This is a genomic window from Ruegeria sp. BG7 (assembly GCF_056535685.1).
Genome location: NZ_JBQFIU010000001.1, coordinates 100,837 through 121,779 on the forward strand (window position 1 = coordinate 100,837; position 20,943 = coordinate 121,779).

General features: G+C 55.3%; 22 protein-coding genes. 7 read left to right on the forward strand and 15 right to left on the reverse strand.

The window, feature by feature from the left end; translation table 11 throughout:
- Positions 1–2 precede the first annotated feature (2 nt).
- Entirely contained in the window at positions 3–794 is a 792-nt protein-coding gene (rpsB, locus tag ACR3EH_RS00560) for a 30S ribosomal protein S2 (protein ID WP_171090068.1), read from the forward strand.
- 76 nt (positions 795–870) lie between these two features.
- Positions 871–1,746: a translation elongation factor Ts gene (gene tsf / locus ACR3EH_RS00565; RefSeq protein WP_171090066.1), complete on the forward strand. Its 876-nt coding sequence runs from the start codon at positions 871–873 to the stop codon at positions 1,744–1,746.
- A gap of 381 nt (positions 1,747–2,127) precedes the next feature.
- Here the strand turns inward: tsf and ACR3EH_RS00570 are convergent, their stop codons facing one another.
- The 3 genes from ACR3EH_RS00570 to ACR3EH_RS00580 form a co-directional block, all read right to left on the reverse strand.
- Positions 2,128–2,883: an autoinducer binding domain-containing protein gene (locus tag ACR3EH_RS00570; protein WP_171183226.1), complete on the reverse strand. Its 756-nt coding sequence runs from the start codon at positions 2,881–2,883 to the stop codon at positions 2,128–2,130.
- The gene (aroQ, locus tag ACR3EH_RS00575) at positions 2,880–3,329 is read right to left on the reverse strand and encodes a type II 3-dehydroquinate dehydratase (RefSeq protein ID WP_171090062.1); all 450 of its coding nucleotides are present in this window, start codon (positions 3,327–3,329) and stop codon (positions 2,880–2,882) included. Before aroQ ends, ACR3EH_RS00570 begins: the two co-directional genes overlap by 4 nt.
- A gap of 129 nt (positions 3,330–3,458) precedes the next feature.
- Complete coding sequence (locus ACR3EH_RS00580) at positions 3,459–4,454, reverse strand: NADPH:quinone oxidoreductase family protein (protein ID WP_171183224.1); 996 nt, start codon at positions 4,452–4,454, stop codon at positions 3,459–3,461.
- Positions 4,455–4,603: 149 nt separating this feature from the next.
- Between ACR3EH_RS00580 and ACR3EH_RS00585 the strand changes: the two genes are divergently transcribed.
- Together ACR3EH_RS00585 and ACR3EH_RS00590 are read left to right on the forward strand one after the other, a co-directional pair.
- Positions 4,604–5,422 (forward strand): SDR family oxidoreductase, encoded by an 819-nt coding sequence (locus tag ACR3EH_RS00585; RefSeq protein ID WP_171183222.1) that lies wholly within the window; start codon positions 4,604–4,606, stop codon positions 5,420–5,422.
- A gap of 14 nt (positions 5,423–5,436) precedes the next feature.
- Entirely contained in the window at positions 5,437–6,471 is a 1,035-nt protein-coding gene (locus ACR3EH_RS00590; protein WP_171183220.1) for a phosphotransferase, read from the forward strand.
- An 18-nt stretch (positions 6,472–6,489) separates the two neighbouring features.
- Here ACR3EH_RS00590 and ACR3EH_RS00595 read toward each other — a convergent pair whose 3' ends face one another.
- Positions 6,490–7,101, reverse strand: a complete 612-nt coding sequence (locus tag ACR3EH_RS00595; protein WP_171183218.1) for a 2-hydroxychromene-2-carboxylate isomerase — start codon at positions 7,099–7,101, stop codon at positions 6,490–6,492.
- Positions 7,102–7,297: 196 nt separating this feature from the next.
- On the opposite strand from ACR3EH_RS00595, the gene ACR3EH_RS00600 reads away from it, so the two are divergent.
- Together ACR3EH_RS00600 and ACR3EH_RS00605 are read left to right on the forward strand one after the other, a co-directional pair.
- Positions 7,298–8,530, forward strand: a complete 1,233-nt coding sequence (locus ACR3EH_RS00600) for a serine hydrolase domain-containing protein (protein WP_171183216.1) — start codon at positions 7,298–7,300, stop codon at positions 8,528–8,530.
- A 52-nt stretch (positions 8,531–8,582) separates the two neighbouring features.
- Positions 8,583–9,452, forward strand: coding sequence for an acyl-CoA thioesterase (locus tag ACR3EH_RS00605; RefSeq protein ID WP_171183214.1), 870 nt, complete (start codon positions 8,583–8,585; stop codon positions 9,450–9,452).
- Here the strand turns inward: ACR3EH_RS00605 and ACR3EH_RS00610 are convergent.
- The 11 genes from ACR3EH_RS00610 to ACR3EH_RS00660 all read right to left on the reverse strand — a co-directional run bounded on the left by ACR3EH_RS00610 (position 9,449) and on the right by ACR3EH_RS00660 (position 19,967).
- Positions 9,449–10,216, reverse strand: coding sequence for an SDR family oxidoreductase (locus ACR3EH_RS00610; protein WP_171183212.1), 768 nt, complete (start codon positions 10,214–10,216; stop codon positions 9,449–9,451). The two genes, ACR3EH_RS00605 and ACR3EH_RS00610, sit on opposite strands and share 4 nt — an antisense overlap.
- Before the next feature lie 238 nt (positions 10,217–10,454).
- Positions 10,455–11,144, reverse strand: coding sequence for a phosphate regulon transcriptional regulator PhoB (phoB, locus tag ACR3EH_RS00615; protein ID WP_171090046.1), 690 nt, complete (start codon positions 11,142–11,144; stop codon positions 10,455–10,457).
- 12 nt (positions 11,145–11,156) lie between these two features.
- The gene (gene phoU, locus ACR3EH_RS00620; RefSeq protein WP_171183636.1) at positions 11,157–11,858 is read right to left on the reverse strand and encodes a phosphate signaling complex protein PhoU; all 702 of its coding nucleotides are present in this window, start codon (positions 11,856–11,858) and stop codon (positions 11,157–11,159) included.
- Positions 11,859–11,883: 25 nt separating this feature from the next.
- The gene (pstB, locus tag ACR3EH_RS00625; RefSeq protein WP_171090042.1) at positions 11,884–12,681 is read right to left on the reverse strand and encodes a phosphate ABC transporter ATP-binding protein PstB; all 798 of its coding nucleotides are present in this window, start codon (positions 12,679–12,681) and stop codon (positions 11,884–11,886) included.
- 12 nt (positions 12,682–12,693) lie between these two features.
- Positions 12,694–14,025, reverse strand: a complete 1,332-nt coding sequence (gene pstA, locus ACR3EH_RS00630; protein WP_171646943.1) for a phosphate ABC transporter permease PstA — start codon at positions 14,023–14,025, stop codon at positions 12,694–12,696.
- Complete coding sequence (gene pstC, locus ACR3EH_RS00635; protein ID WP_171183209.1) at positions 14,022–15,494, reverse strand: phosphate ABC transporter permease subunit PstC; 1,473 nt, start codon at positions 15,492–15,494, stop codon at positions 14,022–14,024. Before pstC ends, pstA begins: the two co-directional genes overlap by 4 nt.
- A 93-nt stretch (positions 15,495–15,587) precedes the next feature.
- Positions 15,588–16,628, reverse strand: a complete 1,041-nt coding sequence (locus ACR3EH_RS00640) for a substrate-binding domain-containing protein (RefSeq protein WP_171090036.1) — start codon at positions 16,626–16,628, stop codon at positions 15,588–15,590.
- 193 nt (positions 16,629–16,821) lie between these two features.
- Positions 16,822–17,868 (reverse strand): sensor histidine kinase, encoded by a 1,047-nt coding sequence (locus ACR3EH_RS00645; protein ID WP_171183207.1) that lies wholly within the window; start codon positions 17,866–17,868, stop codon positions 16,822–16,824.
- Positions 17,869–17,896: 28 nt separating this feature from the next.
- Positions 17,897–18,421, reverse strand: a complete 525-nt coding sequence (locus ACR3EH_RS00650; RefSeq protein ID WP_171183206.1) for a gamma carbonic anhydrase family protein — start codon at positions 18,419–18,421, stop codon at positions 17,897–17,899.
- The gene (gmk, locus tag ACR3EH_RS00655; RefSeq protein ID WP_171090030.1) at positions 18,418–19,059 is read right to left on the reverse strand and encodes a guanylate kinase; all 642 of its coding nucleotides are present in this window, start codon (positions 19,057–19,059) and stop codon (positions 18,418–18,420) included. The genes ACR3EH_RS00650 and gmk overlap by 4 nt, the downstream gene beginning before the upstream one ends.
- Before the next feature lie 17 nt (positions 19,060–19,076).
- Positions 19,077–19,967, reverse strand: coding sequence for a YicC/YloC family endoribonuclease (locus tag ACR3EH_RS00660; protein ID WP_171646942.1), 891 nt, complete (start codon positions 19,965–19,967; stop codon positions 19,077–19,079).
- A 244-nt stretch (positions 19,968–20,211) separates the two neighbouring features.
- Between ACR3EH_RS00660 and ACR3EH_RS00665 the strand changes: the two genes are divergently transcribed.
- Entirely contained in the window at positions 20,212–20,886 is a 675-nt protein-coding gene (locus ACR3EH_RS00665; protein WP_171646941.1) for a PAS domain-containing protein, read from the forward strand.
- Positions 20,887–20,943: the final 57 nt, after the last annotated feature.

Here is a 20,943-nt window from a genome sequence, read left to right on the forward strand (position 1 = left end):
GCATGGCTCTTCCCGAGTTCTCCATGCGTCAGCTGCTGGAAGCTGGCGTTCACTTTGGTCACCAGACACAGCGTTGGAATCCCCGCATGGGCCCGTTCATCTACGGCTCGCGCAATGGCATCCACATCATGGACCTGACCCAGACCGTTCCGATGCTGGACCAGGCTCTGCAGGCTGTTCGTGACACCGTTGCCAAAGGTGGCCGCGTTCTGTTTGTTGGTACCAAGCGTCAGGCCGCTGGCCCGATCGCTGAAGCGGCTGAAAAGTCGGCTCAGTACTACATGAACCACCGCTGGCTGGGCGGCACGCTGACCAACTGGAAAACCGTTTCCCAGTCGATCAACCGTCTGAACCAGATCGACGAAGCCATGGAATCGGGCGCCGAAGGCCTGACCAAGAAAGAGCGTCTGGGCATGGAACGTGACCAGGCCAAGCTGCAAGCTTCGCTGGGCGGTATCCGTGAGATGGGCGGCGTTCCTGACCTGCTGTTCGTCATCGACGTCAAAAAAGAAGCACTGGCCATCGCCGAAGCCAACAAGCTGGGTATCCCGGTTGTGGCTGTTGTCGACACCAACTGCTCGCCCGATGGTGTTGACTACATCATCCCCGGCAACGACGACGCAGCGCGCGCAATCTCGCTGTATTGCGACCTGGCCGCACGTGCCGCTCTGGACGGCATGACCGCTCAGATGGGTGCTGCTGGCGTTGATCTGGGTGCCTTTGAAGAAGCACCGGTTGAAGAAGCCGTTGCTGAAGAAGCGCCTGCCGAAGCAGAAACACCTGCTGAAGCGTAAGCTGCCCGTCACGTAATTGACATATGGGGCAGGGTAGACCTGCCCCAATTCCGTTTGAATTGAGGAGAGCCAAAAGATGGCAATCACAGCAGCAATGGTTAAAGAACTGCGCGACTCGACCGGCGCAGGCATGATGGACGCAAAAAAAGCGCTGACCGAAACCGGCGGCAACATGGACGAAGCCGTTGACTGGCTGCGCACCAAGGGCCTGGCCAAAGCGGCCAAGAAATCGGGCCGTACCGCAGCAGAAGGTCTGGTTGCAGTTCACGTGAACGGTGGCAACGGTGTTGCTGTCGAAGTGAACTCGGAAACCGACTTTGTCGCGAAGAACGCTGAGTTCCAGGAAATGGTTGGCAAGATTACCTACGCTGCTGAAGGCGTCGACAATGTCGAAGCTCTGCTGGCTGCTGATCTGGGTGGAAAATCCGTTGCAGACACCATCACCGACAAGATCGCCACCATCGGCGAAAACATGTCGGTACGCCGTATGTCCAAACTGTCGGGCGACACTGTTGTGTCCTACGTCCACAATGCGGCCACCAACGGCATGGGCAAAATCGGCGTTCTGGTTGCACTGTCGGGCGGCGACGAAGCCATCGGCAAGCAGGTTGCGATGCACATCGCAGCTGTGAACCCTGCTGCTCTGTCTGAGGCCGACATGGATCCGGCTGTTGTCGAAAAAGAAAAGCAGGTTCAGATGGACATTGCCCGCGAGTCCGGCAAGCCGGAGCAGGTGATCGAGAAGATGATCGAAGGCCGTATGAAGAAATTCGTCGCCGAATCGACCCTGCTGAACCAGTCGTTCGTTGTGAACCCTGACCTGACCGTAGAAGCAGCGGCCAAAGAAGCGGGCGCAACCATCACTGGCTTTATCCGTCTGGAAGTTGGCGAAGGCATCGTGGTCGAAAAAGAAGACTTCGCAGCCGAAGTTGCCAAGGCCGCTCAGGGCTAAGCACGCTATCGGGAAAGGCTCCACTTGGGGCCTTATCTCTGCAAAACGAAAGGGTTACGCTGTGCGTAGCCCTTTTTGTTCGCGCAAATTAATACGCGCTGAACGTGTGCTTTTTTGTCGTCTGAGGATGATATGGAGGGCCCCGCTTGATGGGGATGGTCGGGGCCCCCCAAAATTCCGACACAGGTACGCGGACAAATAGGCGCCCCCTTGTCAGAGTGATCGGAGAGCTCTGAAATTGCAAAGATCCAATCGAATGTTCCCTGGCTAAAGCCACCACTCACGGAACACTCTCACTTTGCAACTTTTTCGCCGGATTTGAAAAGTAGTGATTTCCTTACCTAGGGTAAACTGACGCGAGATAGCGTCAAAATCTAGCGGTCAGGCTTCCATTATGAACATCTGGTTGTGTAGCGATGCCTTGAGAACGGCTTGTGCCGTGGTTTCGACCGACAATGCCTCGCGCGCGAGTCGGAGGTGCTTTTCAACCGTGGCAGAAGTCAGCCCCATCAGCAACGCGATGTCTTGTGTGGTTTTGCCGTCGCCAACCCATTGCAAAGCTTCTCGCTGCCGTTTCGTCAAAGCACGGTTTGGAGGGCTGAAGGGCAAAGTGAGAATTTTCAGATGCGCGACGTTGTTCATCAAAAGAATGTCCTCGCCATGCTCTTGCCAGACTGCGTCGATCTCTTCCTGGCTCATCCCGTTTTGAGCAGAAAGTGAGATTGCGCCTTTGGACCGCATGGAGACAGAGTTGAAACTGACTGTATAGCCAGCCACAACACCCATGGACTTGTTGAACTCGAACACTTTGCGTTCTTCGTTCGTCAAAGTTCCGCTGGCGTTCATGTCCTGAATCATTTTCCAACTGGCAGCGCCTTCATTGTCCAATGCCCATTTCAACATGGGAGCATGAAAATAAAGGCCGCCCTTCAGGAACCCGTCCACATAAGCGCGCTTGTGATTGGTCAGAATAACAAAATCTTCGGGGTCGCCCAAAGACGTCGCCGTTCTGTAGACCGTATATCCATAGATCAGGCGATCGAACCCGAATTTTCCCATTTGACGACAATGCGCATCCCACAGGTCTTCCATGGTCTTAGTATAGCTGACGTACCGCAGATATTCGTTGAGTGTCATGCCGCGCCACCTGCTTTCAAATGCGCAGCCAGTGCATCCAGAGCCAGAATGTAACCTTTCGCACCGAACCCGCAGATCTGACCCAGAGCAACCGGCGCGATATAGGATTTGTGCCGGAACGGTTCGCGGGCATGAATATTGGAAAGATGTACCTCAACCAATGGCAGTTCGACCGAGGCAATCGCGTCCATCAACGCAATCGATGTGTGTGTAAAGGCACCGGCGTTCAGAACAAGGCCTGATTGCACGCCACGCGCGGCATGGATTGCGTCAAGCAACACACCTTCGTGGTTGGATTGCAGATGCGTGACATCCAGCCCAACAGACGCGCCATGCTGCACGCATTGTTCTTCGATCATATGCAGAGTTGTGCTGCCGTAGACCTCAGGTTGACGCGTGCCAAGCAAGTTGAGGTTCGGGCCGTTTAATACCAGTACTTTATGCATGTCTTCACAATCCCCATTAGTGGTTCATAGACATCTAAAGGCCGAGTTGTCTACCTGGCTTCACACAACAAAGCTTCGCCTGCGGCTTTGGTGCAAGACTTGTACAAAAGCTGTATTTTCGGGTTTAGCTCATTCCATCGTTATGACCAGTTTTCCAAGCACAGATCGCTGTGACATCTGCTCAAGCGCCTCAGAGGCGCGTGCCAGGGGAAACCGGGCACTGATACGGGGTTTTATTGCCCCGGATGCATGAAGGGCGAACAGATCAGAAATATTCCGAGCATGACCCTTGGGGTCGCGGAAAACGGACGCACCCCAAAAGACGCCCACGATCTGGCATCCTTTCAACAAAGGCAGATTTAGGGGGATTTTGGGAATTCCTGCCGGAAATCCAACCACAAGATAGCGCCCATTCCACGCCATGCAGCGCAAGGATGGTTCGGCCAGAGCACCACCCACCGCATCATAAACGACATCCACCCCATTGGGTCCGGCGATTTTCTTGACCTCGGCAGAGAAAGCCTTTTGCGCGTCTTTGTCCAAATCATGCGGATAGATGATGACCTCATCTGCTCCAATCTGGCGGCAAAACGCGGCCTTTTCAGACGATGAAACGCCCGCGATCACTTTGGCACCCATGGCTTTACCAAGTTCAATGGCAGCAGATCCAACACCACCGGCTGCGCCTAACACCAATAGTGTTTCGCCTGTCTTCAGGTCAGCCCGGTCTTTAAGTGCGTGATAGGAGGTGCCATAGGTGAAAATGAAACAAGCAGCGTCTTCATATGGCATGCTCTCAGGAATTTTGATGGCAGTGTCCGCCCGGATCGTCGCGTGGGTCGCAAAGCCATCATGCCCTGTAAGGGCAAGAATGCGATCGCCGACCTCAAATCCAGTTACGTTTTCGCCCAATGCCAGCACTTCGCCTGCGATCTCACCGCCGGGAGCAAAGGGGCGTGGCGGTTTAATCTGATACAAGTCCCGGATGATCAATGTATCGGGAAAGTTCACACCTGCAGCTTTAACAGCAACCAAAAGTTGGCCTTTTCCAGGTTGAGGGTCGGGCAGGGTGGTCAGCTCCAGTGTTTCGGGTCCGCCCGGTGCGACGCTGAGTAATGCTTGCATACGACCTCTGTTCAGCCTGTAACGTGTCTTTGGGAAGTTTTGGTGCCGCTTTAAAGTTTGTCAACGTGAACGACGACCGCCTGCCGTAACGGTAACAGGTGGATCACGGCAAGCTCTGACCGGCATCAACAATAGTGAGGAGCACCAGAATGACGCCAGACACCCTATTTTCGCTTGAGGGCAAAACCGCACTTGTCACAGGTGGCGCAACAGGCATCGGGCGTATGGCGGCCGAGGCGCTCGTGCGAGCAGGCGCGCGCGTTTTGATCGCCTCGCGCAAAGGGGACGCCTGCGCCGAGGTTGCGGCTGAGCTGAACGCGTTGGATGCGCCGGGACACGCCGAGGGCTTTGCAGGCGACATAGGTAGCGAGGCCGGTATAGCCAACCTTGTATCTGACATTCAGAAGCGAACAGAAACGCTTGATATTCTTATGAATAACTCGGGTGTATCGTGGGGTGCGCCACTGGGGCAGTTTCCTTATGACGCCTGGGACAAGGTGATGTCTGTCAATGTGACGGGGATATTCGAACTGACCCAAAGGCTTTTACCCTTGCTTATGAAATCGGGAACCGCCGACGATCCCGCCCGTGTTGTCAATGTGGGGTCTGTGATGGGTGAAGTGCCCATGGGGGACGGGGCCTATAGCTATTCGGCGTCTAAAGCTGCGGTTCTGCATCTGACAAAGATCATGGCAAAAGAGCTTTCTCCATACCACATCACCGTCAACGCACTGGCACCGGGGCCGTTTGTATCCCGGATGACAGCGTTTGCCACAGCGGATGAGACCACACGGGACAAAGTTGGAAAATCCGTCCCGCTGGGCCGGGTCGGACGTGACGAAGACATTGCAGGGTGCATGCTGTTTCTGTGCGGCCGGGGCGGCAGCTATGTGACCGGAGCCGTAATTCCGGTTTCCGGCGGGATCAATGTGGTGACGGCTGGTAATATTTTTGCAGAAGCCTTGTGATCGGAAGATAAGCCATGAGCAATGACACCAATCTCGATCTGGCTGCCGTGGATACGTATCTCAGCGCGCATCTTTCAGGATACAAAGGACCGTTGGAGGCAACCAAATTCACGGTTGGGCAGTCCAACCCGACATTTGAGCTTCGATCGCCCGAAGCCGCCTATGTGCTGCGGCGAAAACCTCCGGGTGTGCTGCTGAAATCAGCCCATGCTGTTGACCGCGAGTTCAGAGTGCAACGCGCGCTGTCAGGCAGTCAGGTTCCGGTGCCTGAAATGTTCCTGTTGTGCGAAGATGACACTGTAATCGGTTCAGCGTTTTACGTGATGGAACGTTTGCACGGCAGGGTCTTTCCCGAACCAACCCTGCAAGGCGAAAGCAATGAAACGCGCACTGCTGTGTTGAATGAAATGAACCGGGTGCTTGCCGGTTTGCATATGGTCGACATCGATGCTGTCGGTCTGTCCGATTTTGGACCTGCTGGTAACTACTACGAGAGGCAGATATCGCGTTGGACCAAGCAATATCGCGCGTCCGAAACGTCGGTGATTGAAGACATGGATGCTTTGGCATCCGAACTTGAAAGTTCAGTTCCCGCGGATGATGGGCAGCGCACCTTGGTGCACGGGGATTATCGCATCGACAACCTGATGTTTGCGCCGGACGGCACGGATTGCATTGGAGTGTTGGATTGGGAATTGTCAACAATTGGCCATCCATATGCGGATCTGGCCGCCGTGATCATGCAATGGCAGCTGCCACCGGGCAAACAGGGGCGGGGTCTGGCGGGGATAGATCGCGCCAGCCTGGGTCTGCCCAGTGATCAGGATTTTGTCGCCCAATATTGCAAGCGACGGAGTTTGCCGGGCATTGACAACTTCGGGTTCTACCTGGCCTTCAACTTCTTTCGAATGGCCGGCATTTTGCAGGGCGTCTACAAGCGCGCTTTGGACGGAAATGCCTCGGACCCGGAGCGGGCCAAGGCCTATGGTGCCTACGTTCCACTGTTTGCGCGGCACGGGCTGGAGGCGCTGCGAAGCACATTCAATTGACTGTGTAAGCCTTGGAAATCAATCGCTTTGTGCTCTCTCTAACTCTACCTTTACGTTCGGCAGGCTGTTCTTGCCAAAAAACATCTCGGTCCCGACGAACACGGTAGGCACGCCAAAAACGCCGCGGCGAACATTGGCCTTGGTTTGATCTTTCAGGTCTTGTTTGACATCGGGGCCGGTCATGGCTTCACGGATTTTGCGCACAGGCAATTCGTTTTCGTGCAGGATGTCGACAAGCACCGCCAGTTCGTCGACCTTTTGCCCATGCACCCAAATCGCATCAAAAATCGCGTTTATGTACTTGGTCTCCCAAGATTTACCTTTCGCAAAATGAGCTCCGCGCATTGCGAATTTGGTGTTCATAGGGAAATGCGGGCTCATGTGAAAACTCAACCCACGTCGCCGCGCAAAGCGGTGAAGGTCATGGGTCAAATAGGCGGTTTTCTGACGGTTTTCCGAAAACGCTTGAAACGGGCTTTGATTGTGGGTCGCCTTGAAGACGATCGGCAGAAGAACAGGAACGTAATTAATCTCAATATCGTATTGCGCGGCCAGATCCGGCAGCACTTTGTGAGCCAGAAAGGCATTTGGGCTGCAAAAGTCGTAAACGAAATCAATGCTTTGCGTCATGGTGATCCCTTCCATCCGCTTCGAGGCTCTGTTCGGATCATCACACTGCGAATCCGAGATAGCCGCAGTCTAACACTTCAATGCAGGGCAAGCTTGCGTCGTCTGAGGCGAAACCATGGGTAAGTTAAATTTTCGCTGTTAACTCAGGCTTCAAACCGACACACTCAAAAAAGCTAATCTGATGAAAGAAGGTCTTATGCCTCTACAGCCAGTGATGTTTGATCAGTCGCGCCTGGATCGAATTCGGGTCTGGATGGATAGCTATGTCGAGCAAAGGAAGTACGCAGGATCCTCGTTTTTACTTCGTCAAAACGGGTCCGAAGCGTTCTTTCATGCAAGTGGTCTCAGGTCAGTGGAAAACGATCTGCCATTTGAGCGTGATACGTTGGTGCGCATCTATTCGATGACAAAGCCGATTACATCCGTTGCCTTGATGATGTTGGTGGAACGCGGTCTGTTTCATTTGGACGCCCCATTGTCCGACTTCTTACCTGAATTCAAAGAGATACGAGCGCTTGTTCCAGAAGCCAAATCCATAGATCAGACCGAAGATACCCCAGCACCAACTCTGCATCAGTTGCTGACGCACACCAGCGGTTTCAGCTATCCGTTCAACCCTGGAATTCTGCCCGAAGCTATGGATGAGCAGGATCTCATGTTCAAGCCAAATCAAGGGCTTCTGGCAGATCGTGTGCACGATTTGGCTGGTCTTCCGCTCGCATTTCAACCAGGCACCCGCTGGGAATATTCGGTCGGCACCGATGTTCTGGGCCGGGTGATCGAGGTTGTCTCTGGGCAGACGCTAGCGAAGTTCTTTGAACAGCATATCTTTGAACCGTTGGGCATGCGCGAGACCGGTTTTACGGTGTCATCTGGGGCAGGGGACCGATTTGCCTCGCTCTACACACCCCTTGCTGGGGACGCCATGGCGCTGAACTCAGCCAATCAAGGTGATGAGAGCCTGCGATTGGTCGATAGTTGTGCCGGATCACCGTTCTTCGAAACCACGACGTTTTCAGGCGGCGGCGGGCTGATCTCGACGCTTGATGACTACGCAAAGTTCGCAAATATGCTGCGTAATCGCGGTATTGGTAACGGCCAGCGCCTGCTTGGGCCAAAGACCATCGAGTTCATGATGCGCAATCATTTGCCGGGGGACATCGCCTCGATGGGGCCAAAAAGTTTTGCTGAACAACCAATGGAAGGGATGGGTTTTGGCCTTGCAGGGTCGGTTGTATTGAATCCCGGACGTGTCCGGGTGCCCGGTTCGATTGGGGATTTCAGTTGGGGCGGGATGGCTTCGACCTATTTCTGGATCGATTGGCAGAACGACCTGACGGCCGTTTTCTTCACCCAGTTGTCGCCATCCAGCTCATACCCATCCCGTGCTGAGCTTAAGGCACTGGTTCATGCGGCCATGATTGAATGATCTTAACCGGGCTGGTACCCAAGGCGCGATTACCTAACTTTACAGGCTTAAAATGAACGAAGCGGAACGTGTCTTACTTGATCTTCTGGATATTGAACGACTGGAAGTTGATTTGTTCCGAGGCACGGGTTCGGGTGGTGAAACGCCGACACGTATCTTTGGCGGACAAGTCATTGCACAGGCTTTGGCAGCCGCGTATCGGACAGTTGAAGACCGCTTGTGCCATTCTCTTCATGCCTATTTTATCCGACCGGGCGATCCTGAAATACCTGTTATTTATCAGGTTGATAGGGCGCGAGATGGAGGTTCTTTCACAACGCGTCGCGTGGTTGCCATTCAGCACGGCAAACAAATTCTGAACATGTCTGCGTCCTTCCATGTTCAGGACGAAGGTTGGGACCATCAGCATCCAATGCCATCTGTGAAGGCACCCGAAACCTACCTGTCCCGCTCCGAGCTGCGGCAATCCTATGTTGACCGTGTGCCCGAGCGCTTGCGCGGTGAGTTACTGCGTGAACGCCCGATCGAGGTGCGCGATGTGGATCCTTTGGATCCGTTTACGCCAAAAGTTTCTGACGACCGGAACCAGACCTGGTTTCGTATGGCTGCAGCGGCTTCGGCCGACGCGAAAACGCAGCATCTTTTACTGGCCTATGCATCCGATATGAACCTCATGTCTTCAGGCTTGCGCCCCCATGGCCTGAGCTGGTTTAGCGGCGAATTCAATGGCGCGAGTCTTGACCACACGCTTTGGTTCCATGCACCTGTTCAGTTTCAGAATTGGCACCTCTATGTGATGGACTCGCCTTGGACAGGGCAGGGACGTAGCTTTAATCGAGGCTCAATCTACTCTGAAGATGGGACTTTGGTGGCATCTGTCGCTCAGGAAGGGTTGATGCGCAAGGCTCATCCCAAACGCTAAGATTGGCTATTAAACTTCTGATGTAACTTAGACATTCCGGATAGCCACCTGTCATAGTCCGCAGTTTTGAGCTGCATGTAATCCAGAACTTGTGGATGCGGCAGTACAAGAAACTGTTCGGCTTGTATGGCTTTGACGCAGGCTTCGGCAACGTCAGTCGGTTCCAGCATTCCGTCGATGGACGCCACCGAGACTTCATGTCCTTCGGTCATCTTCGAACGGACCGCTTGCGGGCACAAAACCGAGACTTTTAAACCTTGTGATCCGTATGTCAGCGCAAGCCATTCGGCAAATCCAACAGCTGCGTGTTTACTGACAGCGTATGGAGCCGCGCCTGGTTGATTTAGCAAACCGGCAGCCGAGGCGGTCGTCAGTATATATCCGCCGCCGCGCGCAATCATACGGGGAACCAGATGTCGCGCTGTCCAAACATGTGACATCACATTGATTTTCCAGATGCGGTCCCAGTCTTCATCCGCAGTTTCGATTCCACCTAGCGTCAAAATTCCGGCATTTGCGCAGAACAAATCGATTGGGCCGACAGTGTCTTCGGTAAAGTCGATCAACGCCTTGATTTGGTCCTCGCTGGAAACATCACAGGGAAACGCATGTCCATTTAACTGAGCTGCCAGAGATTGTGCACCGTCTTGGTTGATGTCCGAACACACAACACGCGCGCCTTCATGCGCAAACCGTTCGGCCAATCCACGACCAATGCCATGCGCGGCACCTGTTACAACAACTGTTTTATCTTTGAAGTTCATTTACGTTCCTGAACGCTTAAAGCCAGTACAGAAACAGTGTACGTGTGCGTAACGTTAGACAAGCTACTTCTGTTATATTACCATAATACCAATTACACGATATATTGATCTTATCTGAGGAACCACAACTGAGTGTTTCAACTAACAGGTTTATAACGGTAAAACACAGTGCACGTGGAATTTCATACGACGTGCTTTGGATAACTTTAATTCGGAAAACTTCAGTTCTGCCCCAACTTCAGCCGAGTGCGTATCCAGCGCCGCGTACCGTGCGAACGGGATCTTCTCCACCGTGTTGCGTCAAGGCTTTGCGCAAACGTCCAATGTGAACATCAACCGTTCTTGTGTCGACATAGATGTCGCGGCCCCAGACACGGTCCAGAAGTTGCTCACGGCTCCAGACCCTGCCCGGCTTTTCCATGAAGGTGCTGAGCAGCCGGAACTCGGTTGGACCAAGTTTCAGAGGCTTGCTGTCGCGGCTCACTTTGTGCGTCTCAGAATCCAGAACGATATCGTCGAACTCCAGCCGAATGCCAACGGTAGCTGGACGAACCCGGCGAAGTTGTGTGCGAACGCGCGCCATCAGTTCGACAACAGAATAAGGTTTGACCACATAGTCATCCGCACCGGTTTCCAAACCACGCACCTTGTCGACTTCTTCAGTGCGCGCCGACAGCATGATGATCGGAATTGAACGCGTCTCGGGCCGGCTTTTTAGGCGGCGGCAAACTTCGATGCCGCTGAGGTTCGGCATCATCCAATCCAGAACGATGATGTCGGGGCAATCTTCATCCACCAGCAACATGGCCTCGTCGCCGCTGGCGGCTTTCGAGACGCGAAACCCTTCTGCTTCGAGGTTGTAGGCCAGCACTTCGCGTTGGGCCAGTTCATCCTCAACCACCAGAACTGTCGGTTGATCTGCGGACATTTCGGTCGTCTCCTACACGGTTTGCGACGTGGTGTCGGCCTTGGGTCGAGCCTCGGTTGGGCGTTCCCCGGTAACCAGATAGACCACTTGCTCGGCAATCGAAGTGACGTGATCGCCCATGCGCTCGATATTTTTTGCGATGAAATGCAGGTGCATACAGGAGGAGATATTGCGCGGATCCTCGGCCATGAAGGTCAGGAACTCACGGAACAGCCCATTGTACATCTGATCCACTTCTTCATCGCGATTGATGACATCAGTCGCCAGTTCTGCGTCACGCTGAATATAGGCGTCCAGCGCATCGCGCAGCATCCGTTCGACCTCGCGCGCCATACGACGCAGGGCTGCAGCACTTCCGTTGATCTCGCCCGCATCGACCAGCACCGTGGTACGTTTGGCGATGTTCTTGGCATAATCACCGATCCGCTCAAGATTGCCCGAGACTTTCAGGACAGACAGAACCAACCGCAAGTCGCTGGCTGTGGGCGCACGTAGTGCGATCAGGCGCGCGGTTTCCTCGTCGATGATATCTTCCAGCGCATCGATGGCTTTGTCGCCCTGTCGCACTTCTTGCGCCAGTTCCACATCGCGGGTCTCTAGCGAGCGCGCGGCGCTCATGATGGCGGCTTCGACAAGGCCGCCCATCTTCATGATATGCGCTTGGATCGCCTCGAGATCGCGATCGAATACGGATGCAATATGTTGTTCGCTCAAATCGGACATTTCTGAATACCTGTGCTCAGCCGATGCGGCCGGTGATGTAGCTTTCCGTGCGCGGATCTACGGGGTTGGTGAAGATCTGGCCGGTTTCCCCGAACTCGACCAGGTTTCCCAGATGGAAGAAGGCAGTTTTCTGGCTGACACGTGCGGCCTGCTGCATCGAGTGGGTCACAATCACCACCGAATAGCGCGAGCGCAGCTCGTCAATCAGTTCTTCAACTTGCGCGGTTGCAATCGGGTCCAAGGCGGAACACGGTTCGTCCATCAGCAGAACTTCCGGTTCAGTCGCCACGGCACGGGCGATGCAAAGACGCTGTTGCTGACCACCTGACAGACCTGTGCCAGGCGCATCCAGACGGTCCTTGACCTCATCCCAGATAGCGCCACGACGCAGGGATTTTTCAACGATTTCATCCAGTTCTGCCTTGTTCTTTGCAAGGCCGTGAATGCGTGGGCCATAGGCCACGTTGTCATAGATCGACTTGGGGAACGGGTTCGGCTTTTGGAACACCATTCCCACCTTGGCGCGCAACTGAACCGGGTCGACGCGCTTGTCATAGATGTCTTCGCCATCCAGTAGGATATCGCCTTCGACCCGGCAGATGTCGATGGTGTCGTTCATCCGGTTCAGACAGCGCAGAAACGTGGATTTGCCGCAGCCCGACGGGCCGATAAAGGCGGTCACAGTCTTGTCTTCAATCGCAACATCCACGTCTTTGATGGCGTGAGTGTCGCCGTAATAGACCTGAACCTTTTTGGCGTTGATCTTGATGTCTTTGGAGTCCACGGCTCTCTCCACTCGTGTCATGTCGTTCATTGTTGCCCCCTCTTACCAGCGGCGTTCAAAGCGGCGGCGCAGGATGATTGCGATGATATTCATGGTCAGCAGGAACATCAAAAGGATGATAATGCCGCCCCAGGCTTTCTCGTAAAACCCAACATCGGCGCGCGCGGCCCAGGTGTAGATCTGCGCTGGCATGGCCGAGTTCGGCTCGGTAAAGCCAGCGACGAAGCCATCGGGATATCCGCGCGCCACAAAGCCCACCATGCCGATCAGAAGCAATGGTGCGGTCTCGCCCAGGGCTTGCGCCAGACCAATGATGGTGCCGGTCAGAATACCCGGTGCGGCCAGCGGCAGAACGTGGTGGAACACGGCCTGCATTTTCGAGGCCCCTACCCCCAACGCTGCGTCACGGATCGACGGGGGAACCGCCTTCAGCGAAGCGCGGGTCGAGATGATGATTGTCGGCAACGTCATCAGGGTCAGCACCAGACCACCGACCAAGGGCGCCGATTGCGGCAGGTGCATAAACTGGATGAACACGGCCAGACCCAGAATACCGAACACAATCGACGGAACGGCTGCGAGGTTAGAGATATTCACCTCAATCAGGTCCGTAAATCGGTTCTGCGGTGCGAATTCCTCAAGGTAAATCGAAGCCGCGACACCGATGGGCAATGACAGCGCCAAAACCACCAGCATCATGAAGAACGAACCAACAACCGAAGCGCCGATGCCCGCCCCTCCGGGGTTGTCCACGCCCGAGTCTGCACCTGTAATGAAGGGCCAGTTAAATGCCTGTTTGATGATACCTGCCTCTTTCAGGGCATCGACCAGATCAAGGTCGCTGAGTTGCAGGAAGCGGCTGTCTTGCAGGGTGTCACGCGAAACGCGACCCTTGAAGTATCCGTCAACCCGGCTTGAGGCGGCCAGATCGAACTGTACCGGTTCCCCCAGTTTTTCTGGGTTGTCCGCGTAAAAGGTGCGGATCGTGCCACCCACTTTACCCAAAAGACGCTCAATCGCGTCCTGATCGAAATCGACGGTGACACCGCTTTCGGTCAACTGATCGTTCAGCGCACCGATAAACAGGTCGGAATAGGCTTTGGTCTTGAAAAGAGTGCCTTCCGCTTCGTCGCGTTGTGCCGGCGACAGAGTGAACTCGACGCTCACGACGGTACGCTGAAAGGCCGGGATGCCCTGCGACAGGATCGAAGCGAACAGCACGATCAAAAAGAAAAGCCCTGTCGCGATTGCAACGATGCCGTAGGCGCGGAAACGCTTCTCTGCATTCGCACGCTTCTTTGTCCGTGGGTCCGTGGCCATCAACGAAGTCGCGTGACGGCCTGCGTTCGGGGTGTCCATGCTTGCGTCGGTCATTCGTACTGCTCCCGATACTTACGCACGATGTAGAGGGCAAAAACGTTGAGCCCCAGCGTGAGGATGAAAAGGGTCATGCCAAGGGCAAAGGCGACAAGCGCCTCGGGCGAGGCGAAGTCCGCGTCACCAGTCAACTGGCTGACGATTTTGGCGGTGACGGTTGTCATCGCTTCAAAAGGATTGAGGCTTAGCCGGGCGGCGGCCCCTGCCCCCAAAACCACAATCATGGTTTCACCGATCGCCCGCGATGCCGCCAGCAGGATCGCACCCACGATACCGGGCAATGCGGCTGGCAGAACAACTTGGCGAATGGTCTCGGATTGGGTCGCACCCAAACCGTAGGACCCGTCGCGCATCGCCTGAGGTACCGCGTTGATGATGTCGTCAGACAGAGACGAAACAAATGGGATCAGCATGATGCCCATGACAATACCAGCGGTCATTACGGCTGTACCTGCCTTCATCCAGCCCAAACCGTTATCGCCGAACACGTCCAGCAAAAGCGGGCCGACAGTCAGCAGGGCAAACAGACCGTAAACGATGGTCGGGATTCCGGCCAGAACCTCAAGCAGCGGCTTAGCGACAGAGCGTACGCGGGATGAGGCGTATTCGCTGAGGTAAATCGCGGCAAACAGTCCGATGGGCACAGCCACCAGCAGAGCCACCAACGAGATATAGAACGTGCCCCACAGCAGAGGGATGATCCCCAGATCCGATGCGCCGCCGCGGCCCGAGAAGCTGGGCGCCCAGGTTGTACCAAAGAAGAAGTCAGACGCGGGATAGAGCTTGAAAAACTCCCACGTGTTGAAGACCAGCGACAGAACAATTCCGATGGTCGTCAGAATTGCGATAGAAGCCGCAGCCAGAAGCAGAAAGCGGACCCCCTGCTCGACCACGTTGCGGGCACGGTAGTCGGAATGTGTCTGAAACCAGCTGATTGCGGCTCCAATCAGAGCCACCAGAATGACCGCACCCGTCATGATCGCGTAACCGGTGGAATTCATGGCGCGGTAGCTTTGTGCAGCCCGCAGAACCGGTTGAGTGATCTCGGACGTCACCACCTGCCCGGCATCTTTCAGGCGCTGCGTCACGTCGGTTACGTCCGCGCGCGCGTTGCGGGCCTGATCTTCCGACAGCACGCCGGCGGCCACAGCGTTGTTCAGCCCGTCCGCCGTGCGGCGTACTTCAGCCATAACCAGGCTCAGTGACGAGCCTTCTTTGACGGAAGTCTCCGGGATCATTTCGGAAACCTGAGACGACACGTATAGCGGCTGGGCCAGCAGCCAAATGATCAGCAGACCAAAGGCGGGTACAATCGCTTTAAGGGCTACATTTGCGCCGTAGTAAGTTGGCAGCGAGTGCAGGTTCCTGCTGTCTCCGCCTGCGCTTTGCAAGGCGCGTGCGCGTCCTGACACATAACCGACTGCGGCGATCGCAAGCACGATCAGAAAGAGCCATAGTATCGGCATGACACCCCCGTAAGGTCTTGGCTGGGAATTTCGGAAAACACAGTTGGGGGCGGCATAAGCTGCCGCCCCCGGTCATTCAAGCCAAAGGCGGGATTAGCTGCCCGAACCCATGGTAACTTCGTTTGCGATGGCGTCCTGGGTCTTGGCCAGCTCAGGATCTGCAACCAGGCCATAGTTGGCCAGAGGGCCGGAACCGCCTGCGATTTCGTCAGCAGTAAAGAACTGTGCGTATTCTTTCAGGCCAGGGATCACGCCGATATGCGCTTTCTTGACGTAGAAGAACAGCGGACGCGACACAGGGTATTCACCCGACGCGATGGTCTCGGTCGACGGTGCGATACCGCCCATGGTGGCCACTTTCAGCTTGTCGGTGTTGTTCTCATAGAACGCCAGACCAAACACGCCGATGCCGTTGGGGTTGGTGTCGATGCGCGCCAGAGTTTCTGTGTAGTCACCGTCGATGTCGACCGACTTACCGTCGGTGCGGACGTCCAGGCATGCGTCTTCGGCGTCATCTTCGCTCATGCCGCCTGCAACCATGGCTTCCATGGCGCCAGTGGCTTCGCAGCCTTCCAGCAGAACCTTGTCTTCGAACACTTCACGGGTGCCGTGCTTGGTGCCCGGGATGAACATTGCGATTTCAACGTCCGGCAGATCGGCATTGAATTCGGCCCAGCTGTTGAAGCTGTTGTCGACCAGCGCGCCGTCTTTCATGACTTTCGAACCGATGGCGTTGTAGATGTCGGCAGGCTCAAATGCAGTGAAGGCAGGGCCCGACTGCTGGCTTGCAAAGACGATACCGTCATAGCCGATGCGGACTTCCATGATGTCGGTCACGCCGTTTTCGGCACAGGCTTTGATTTCTTTTTCGCGGATTTTACGCGATGCGTTTGCAACGTCGATGGTGTTTTCGCCAACACCCTCACAGAAACGCTTCAGACCGGCCGAAGAGCCGCCGGATTCTACAACCGGGGTCGGGAAGTCGGTGTTTTCACCGAACAGTTCAGCAACAATCGAAGCATAAGGCAGAACGGTCGACGAACCGGCAACCTGTACGTTGTCACGGGCAGCAGCAGTGGTTGCCGAGACGGCAGCAATCGCCAGCGCAGAAGCCGACAGTTTGACAAAGGACATTTCAGTCTCCCTGAAAAGGTATGTTTGATCACCCCCATGATGATCCTGCGCGAACCCCTAGGCCGCGTGCGTAAGCCTTTTGTGACAAGTGTGTAACGGTTTTATGACAACCTGCGTTTTGTAACGCTTTACTTGTCGTAAAGTGACCCGGCTTTGCAAACGTAAGCTGCGCGAGGTTCAGCCCGACGAGGGGCTAACGTGGTAAAATCACCGTAAAAACAGAGCCTTTACCCAGCTCGCTTTCAACACGCAGCCGGCCCCGGTGCCGGTTGACGATATGTTTGACGATGGCAAGCCCAAGTCCGGTTCCGCCCAATTGTCGGGATCTGTGGCTGTCTGCGCGATAGAATCGCTCGGTCAATCGTGGAAGGTGAATCGGATCAATACCGGGGCCCCGGTCGATGACTTGTACGCGCACTGACGGGCCCCGCATCGCTGTGTCCCGGTCCATAGACAAAACGCGAACCAAAACATTTCCGCCGCTGCCGCCATATTTTATGCCGTTCTCGATCAGGTTGGTGAAAACCTGACGCAGCTGGTCACTGTCGCCGGTCACTGAGACCGGACCGTCCTGAGCCTCAAGCGTCAGGTCTACGCCTGCATCCTCGGCAAGCGGACGAACCGAATTCAGAATGGATTGTAGCAACCCGGTAAGTTCTAGTTGCTCACTGGGTCGCACGCGTTCTTCGCTTTCGACGCGGTTGAGCGACAACAAATCACCGACCAAACGGTTCATCCGGTTGGCTTCATCTGTCATGATCTGGAGAAACCTGTCGCGTGCGCCGGGATCATCACGCGCCGGTCCGCGCAGGGTTTCGATAAAGCCCATCAACGCAGTCAGTGGAGTACGCAGCTCGTGACTGACATTGGCCACGAAATCCCGACGCATTTGACTGGCATGTTCCAGATGAGTGATGTCCTGAAACGTGGCCAGGATGGCACCGCCGGACACAGCACCAATCCCGTTCATATAGCGGCACTCAACTTCGAATGTCGTGTCCTGCGCGCCGTCATTGGACAGGTGACGCGTCTTTTTCGTGCTCTTGGACTGAAGGCTTTGTTCGATGGCTTCCAATACCTGAGGTTGCCGCAGGATCGTGGCGAAATGCCGACCGACTATATTCAGGCCAAGCAGGGTCGTTGCATCGGTATTGGCGGCTATTATCCGTTCTGTCTGATCCACCATCAGCGCAGGCATCGGAATAGCTCGGACAAATTCGTCTAACAGGTCGGTGGACATAACTTACATCTCAATTGGCCCGGACGCCTTACGAGACGGGTTTTAAAGTTTTGCGAAACTTGCGCATGTTTTCCTGATAATGCAGCGCGCTGAGCGTGATGCGTTGCGCCGCCGCCTCGTCCAATTGACGCACGACTTTGCCCGGCGCACCCATGACCAGCGAATTATCTGGAATTTCCTTGCCCTCGGTGATCAGGGCCCCTGCCCCAATCAGGCAATTCCGCCCGATCTTGGCACCGTTCAGAACAATTGCGCCCATGCCGATCAAAGAGTTGTCGCCAATGGTGCACCCATGCAGCATCACCTTGTGCCCGATCGTGCAATTTGCACCGATGGTCAAAGGAAAGCCCGCATCGATATGCATGACGCAGTTTTCCTGAACATTGCTGCCTGCGCCGACACGGATTTCCTCGTGATCGGCGCGGATCGTGCAGCCAAACCAAACCGAGGCACCCTGCTCTAACACCACTTTGCCGATCAGGTTGGCATCAGGTGCGACCCATGTGTCTTCGTGAATCTCGGGCGTATGATCCCCCAGCGCGTAAATGGTCATGACAGGCCCTCGAACTCATTTTGCAGTTTACGCACATGCTGTTGCAGCTTTGGTTGCTGGATGCGGCGCATTCGCTCGGCGCTGACAATGGTCTTAAGCTTTTCTTCGGTTGCCTCAAGATCGTCATTGATCAGGACATAGTCGTAATAGCCCCAGTGGCTGATCTCATCCCAGCTTTTGAGCATCCGCTTGCCAATCACATCATCGCTGTCCTGACCACGTGTCTCAAGACGGCGGCGCAGTTCGGGGATCGACGGTGGCAGAATAAAGATCGACAGGGCATGTTTGCCGAGGTCAGAGTTTCTGATCTGCACCTCACCTTGCCAGTCCACGTCAAACAGAACGTCCTTGCCGGTGTTGATCGAATTGCGCACGGGTTCTGCCGGTGAACCGTAGAAGTTTCCGAAAACATGGGCGTGCTCCAGCATCTGCCCTTCGGCAACCTGCTGCTTGAACTCGTCCTCTGACAGAAAGAAATACTCGCGCCCATGTTCTTCACCGGGGCGCGGTGCGCGGGTCGTGGCCGAGATCGAAAATTCCAGATCCGTATCCCAGGCCATCAACCGTTTGGCCAATGTGGATTTGCCCGCCCCGGACGGAGAAGACAGGATGATTAAAAGGCCGCGGCGATCCGCCATGTCAGTTGTTCCCATACTCATTCTACGTTCTGCACTTGCTCGCGCATTTGATCTATTACCGCCTTAAGCTCAAGTCCAACCGCCGTCAGGTCCGAGCTTTGGGCCTTTGAACACAGCGTGTTGGCCTCACGGTTGAACTCCTGCATCAGAAAATCCAGTTTGCGGCCCACGGCACCGTTCTGCCCCAACAGATCGCGCGCGGCTGTAACATGTGCCGCCAACCTGTCGATCTCTTCCGTGATATCGGCTTTGACGGCGATCATAGCGAGTTCTTGTGCTACGCGCTCGGGATCCGCACCCTGAGAATTGTCCAGAACCCGTGCCAGGTTTTCCCGTAGGGCTTCTGCCATCTTGTCCTTGCGCTTTTCCGCCAGCTCAGCTGCCTTCGCGGTCAAAGTGGCGACCTGATCCAGTTGCGTGTTCAGGACAGTAGTCAATGCGTCGCCTTCAGCCCGGCGCATGTCGAGGAAGGCGCTTACGAGCGTGTCAAATTCCGCAGCAAGATGCGCAACCAATGGGCCTGGATCATCTGAGTCCGAACCTGCATCCAGCATCCCCTTTAAGGCCAACAGGTCTGATGCCCGCGTTGGTGCCAAAGAAATTCCGCGCGACGACGCCATCTGCTCTGTCTGCTCAAGCGCGGTTAGGGCCGCAGTCATGGCGGTTTCATTCAGGACTAGGTCCGGGGCCGAGTCTTCGCGGCTCAGACGCATCGACAGAGTAACATTTCCGCGGCTGAGGGATTTGGACAGTTTTGCCCTCAATGCGGCTTCTAAACCTGTCAACCAATCCGGCACGCGCAGGCGCATATCAAGGCCCTTGCCGTTAACGCTGCGCAGTTCCCACGTCCAGCTATGTGGCCCGTGCTGCCCCTTTCCCGAGGCAAACCCGGTCATGGATCTGATCATTCCTGCCCTTTCTTGCGGTTCTGCAACCTCAAACATCTGCTGCACCTAATGCTATAGGCCGGTGCAGAGCAAGTATTTGCTGACGTGGCAATTGTTTGGTGCGGGTTAACCATTCGTTAAAGAATTGCTCCAAAATTGAATTAACCCGAGTCAAACTGCCCAAAGCAATGGGTTGCAGGCCGCGGATGCTCCCGATGTGTTGCATTTTAGGAAAATGGCGTCCTTTTGGCGCAAGGGTAAGAAGATGAAAACCTTTTTCGGGATTGGTTCCGGGTCAGAATTTGGAAAGATCGTCGCAATGGATCGCTTTGACAATGGGCGCAGCCTTTCGCCGATCCGCCAGGCCGAGGCGTATTGGACCGCGTTGCTGGGCGGTGACAGCGTTCCCATGCGCTCTCAGATCGATCCGCGCGGTTTGGAAAAAATCCTGGAATACACGTTTATACTAGAGCGCATCGCGCCCGGTCTTGCCCGGTTTCGTCTGGCCGGTAGCCATTTGAACGCGCTTGCGGGGATGGAAGTGCGGGGCATGCCCTTGACCGCGTTCTTCCAGCCCGACGATCGCGCGGGGGTCAAGGATGCGCTTGAGCAGGTGTTTGCTGCGCCCGCTGCAGCAGAGTTGGGGCTGATCTCGGGCGGAATAATGGGTCGCGCACGGATGCAGGCTCGAATGATTTTGCTGCCGTTGAAAAGTGATCTTGGCGATGTCAGCCGCGTTTTGGGTGTGATGGTCGCTGACGGAACTATTGGTAAAACACCTCGACGGTTCTCAATCTCGGACACGCGGGTCAAGCCCGTTGCTGATTTTCAGACCCCAAGCCCTGTCGCACCACAACCTGTTCAAGGGTTCGCGGAAGACGAAGGCGAATTCAAACGCCCTGCCAATCACTTGCGATTGGTGGTGTCACGCGACGACTGACGTTTCACAAAACGAAAAACAGCGGACCAATGGCCCGCTGTTTCAATTGATTTACGA

Excerpts from the sequence above, each read along its gene's own strand:
- ACR3EH_RS00595 (WP_171183218.1), bottom strand. The coding sequence starts at position 7,101 with ATGACGCAAAGCATTGATTTCGTTTACGACTTTTGCAGCCCAAATGCC.
- aroQ (WP_171090062.1), bottom strand. The coding sequence starts at position 3,329 with ATGCATAAAGTACTGGTATTAAACGGCCCGAACCTCAACTTGCTTGGC.
- ACR3EH_RS00650 (WP_171183206.1), bottom strand. The coding sequence starts at position 18,421 with ATGACCATTTACGCGCTGGGGGATCATACGCCCGAGATTCACGAAGAC.
- tsf (WP_171090066.1), top strand. The coding sequence starts at position 871 with ATGGCAATCACAGCAGCAATGGTTAAAGAACTGCGCGACTCGACCGGC.
- ACR3EH_RS00640 (WP_171090036.1), bottom strand. The coding sequence starts at position 16,628 with ATGTCCTTTGTCAAACTGTCGGCTTCTGCGCTGGCGATTGCTGCCGTC.
- gmk (WP_171090030.1), bottom strand. The coding sequence starts at position 19,059 with ATGGCGGATCGCCGCGGCCTTTTAATCATCCTGTCTTCTCCGTCCGGG.
- ACR3EH_RS00645 (WP_171183207.1), bottom strand. The coding sequence starts at position 17,868 with ATGTCCACCGACCTGTTAGACGAATTTGTCCGAGCTATTCCGATGCCT.
- pstC (WP_171183209.1), bottom strand. The coding sequence starts at position 15,494 with ATGCCGATACTATGGCTCTTTCTGATCGTGCTTGCGATCGCCGCAGTC.
- ACR3EH_RS00580 (WP_171183224.1), bottom strand. The coding sequence starts at position 4,454 with ATGCAAGCATTACTCAGCGTCGCACCGGGCGGACCCGAAACACTGGAG.
- ACR3EH_RS00590 (WP_171183220.1), top strand. The coding sequence starts at position 5,437 with ATGAGCAATGACACCAATCTCGATCTGGCTGCCGTGGATACGTATCTC.
- pstA (WP_171646943.1), bottom strand. The coding sequence starts at position 14,025 with ATGACCGACGCAAGCATGGACACCCCGAACGCAGGCCGTCACGCGACT.
- ACR3EH_RS00605 (WP_171183214.1), top strand. The coding sequence starts at position 8,583 with ATGAACGAAGCGGAACGTGTCTTACTTGATCTTCTGGATATTGAACGA.
- rpsB (WP_171090068.1), top strand. The coding sequence starts at position 3 with ATGGCTCTTCCCGAGTTCTCCATGCGTCAGCTGCTGGAAGCTGGCGTT.
- ACR3EH_RS00585 (WP_171183222.1), top strand. The coding sequence starts at position 4,604 with ATGACGCCAGACACCCTATTTTCGCTTGAGGGCAAAACCGCACTTGTC.
- ACR3EH_RS00570 (WP_171183226.1), bottom strand. The coding sequence starts at position 2,883 with ATGACACTCAACGAATATCTGCGGTACGTCAGCTATACTAAGACCATG.
- ACR3EH_RS00660 (WP_171646942.1), bottom strand. The coding sequence starts at position 19,967 with ATGATCAGATCCATGACCGGGTTTGCCTCGGGAAAGGGGCAGCACGGG.
- phoB (WP_171090046.1), bottom strand. The coding sequence starts at position 11,144 with ATGTCCGCAGATCAACCGACAGTTCTGGTGGTTGAGGATGAACTGGCC.
- ACR3EH_RS00610 (WP_171183212.1), bottom strand. The coding sequence starts at position 10,216 with ATGAACTTCAAAGATAAAACAGTTGTTGTAACAGGTGCCGCGCATGGC.
- ACR3EH_RS00600 (WP_171183216.1), top strand. The coding sequence starts at position 7,298 with ATGCCTCTACAGCCAGTGATGTTTGATCAGTCGCGCCTGGATCGAATT.
- ACR3EH_RS00665 (WP_171646941.1), top strand. The coding sequence starts at position 20,212 with ATGAAAACCTTTTTCGGGATTGGTTCCGGGTCAGAATTTGGAAAGATC.
- pstB (WP_171090042.1), bottom strand. The coding sequence starts at position 12,681 with ATGAACGACATGACACGAGTGGAGAGAGCCGTGGACTCCAAAGACATC.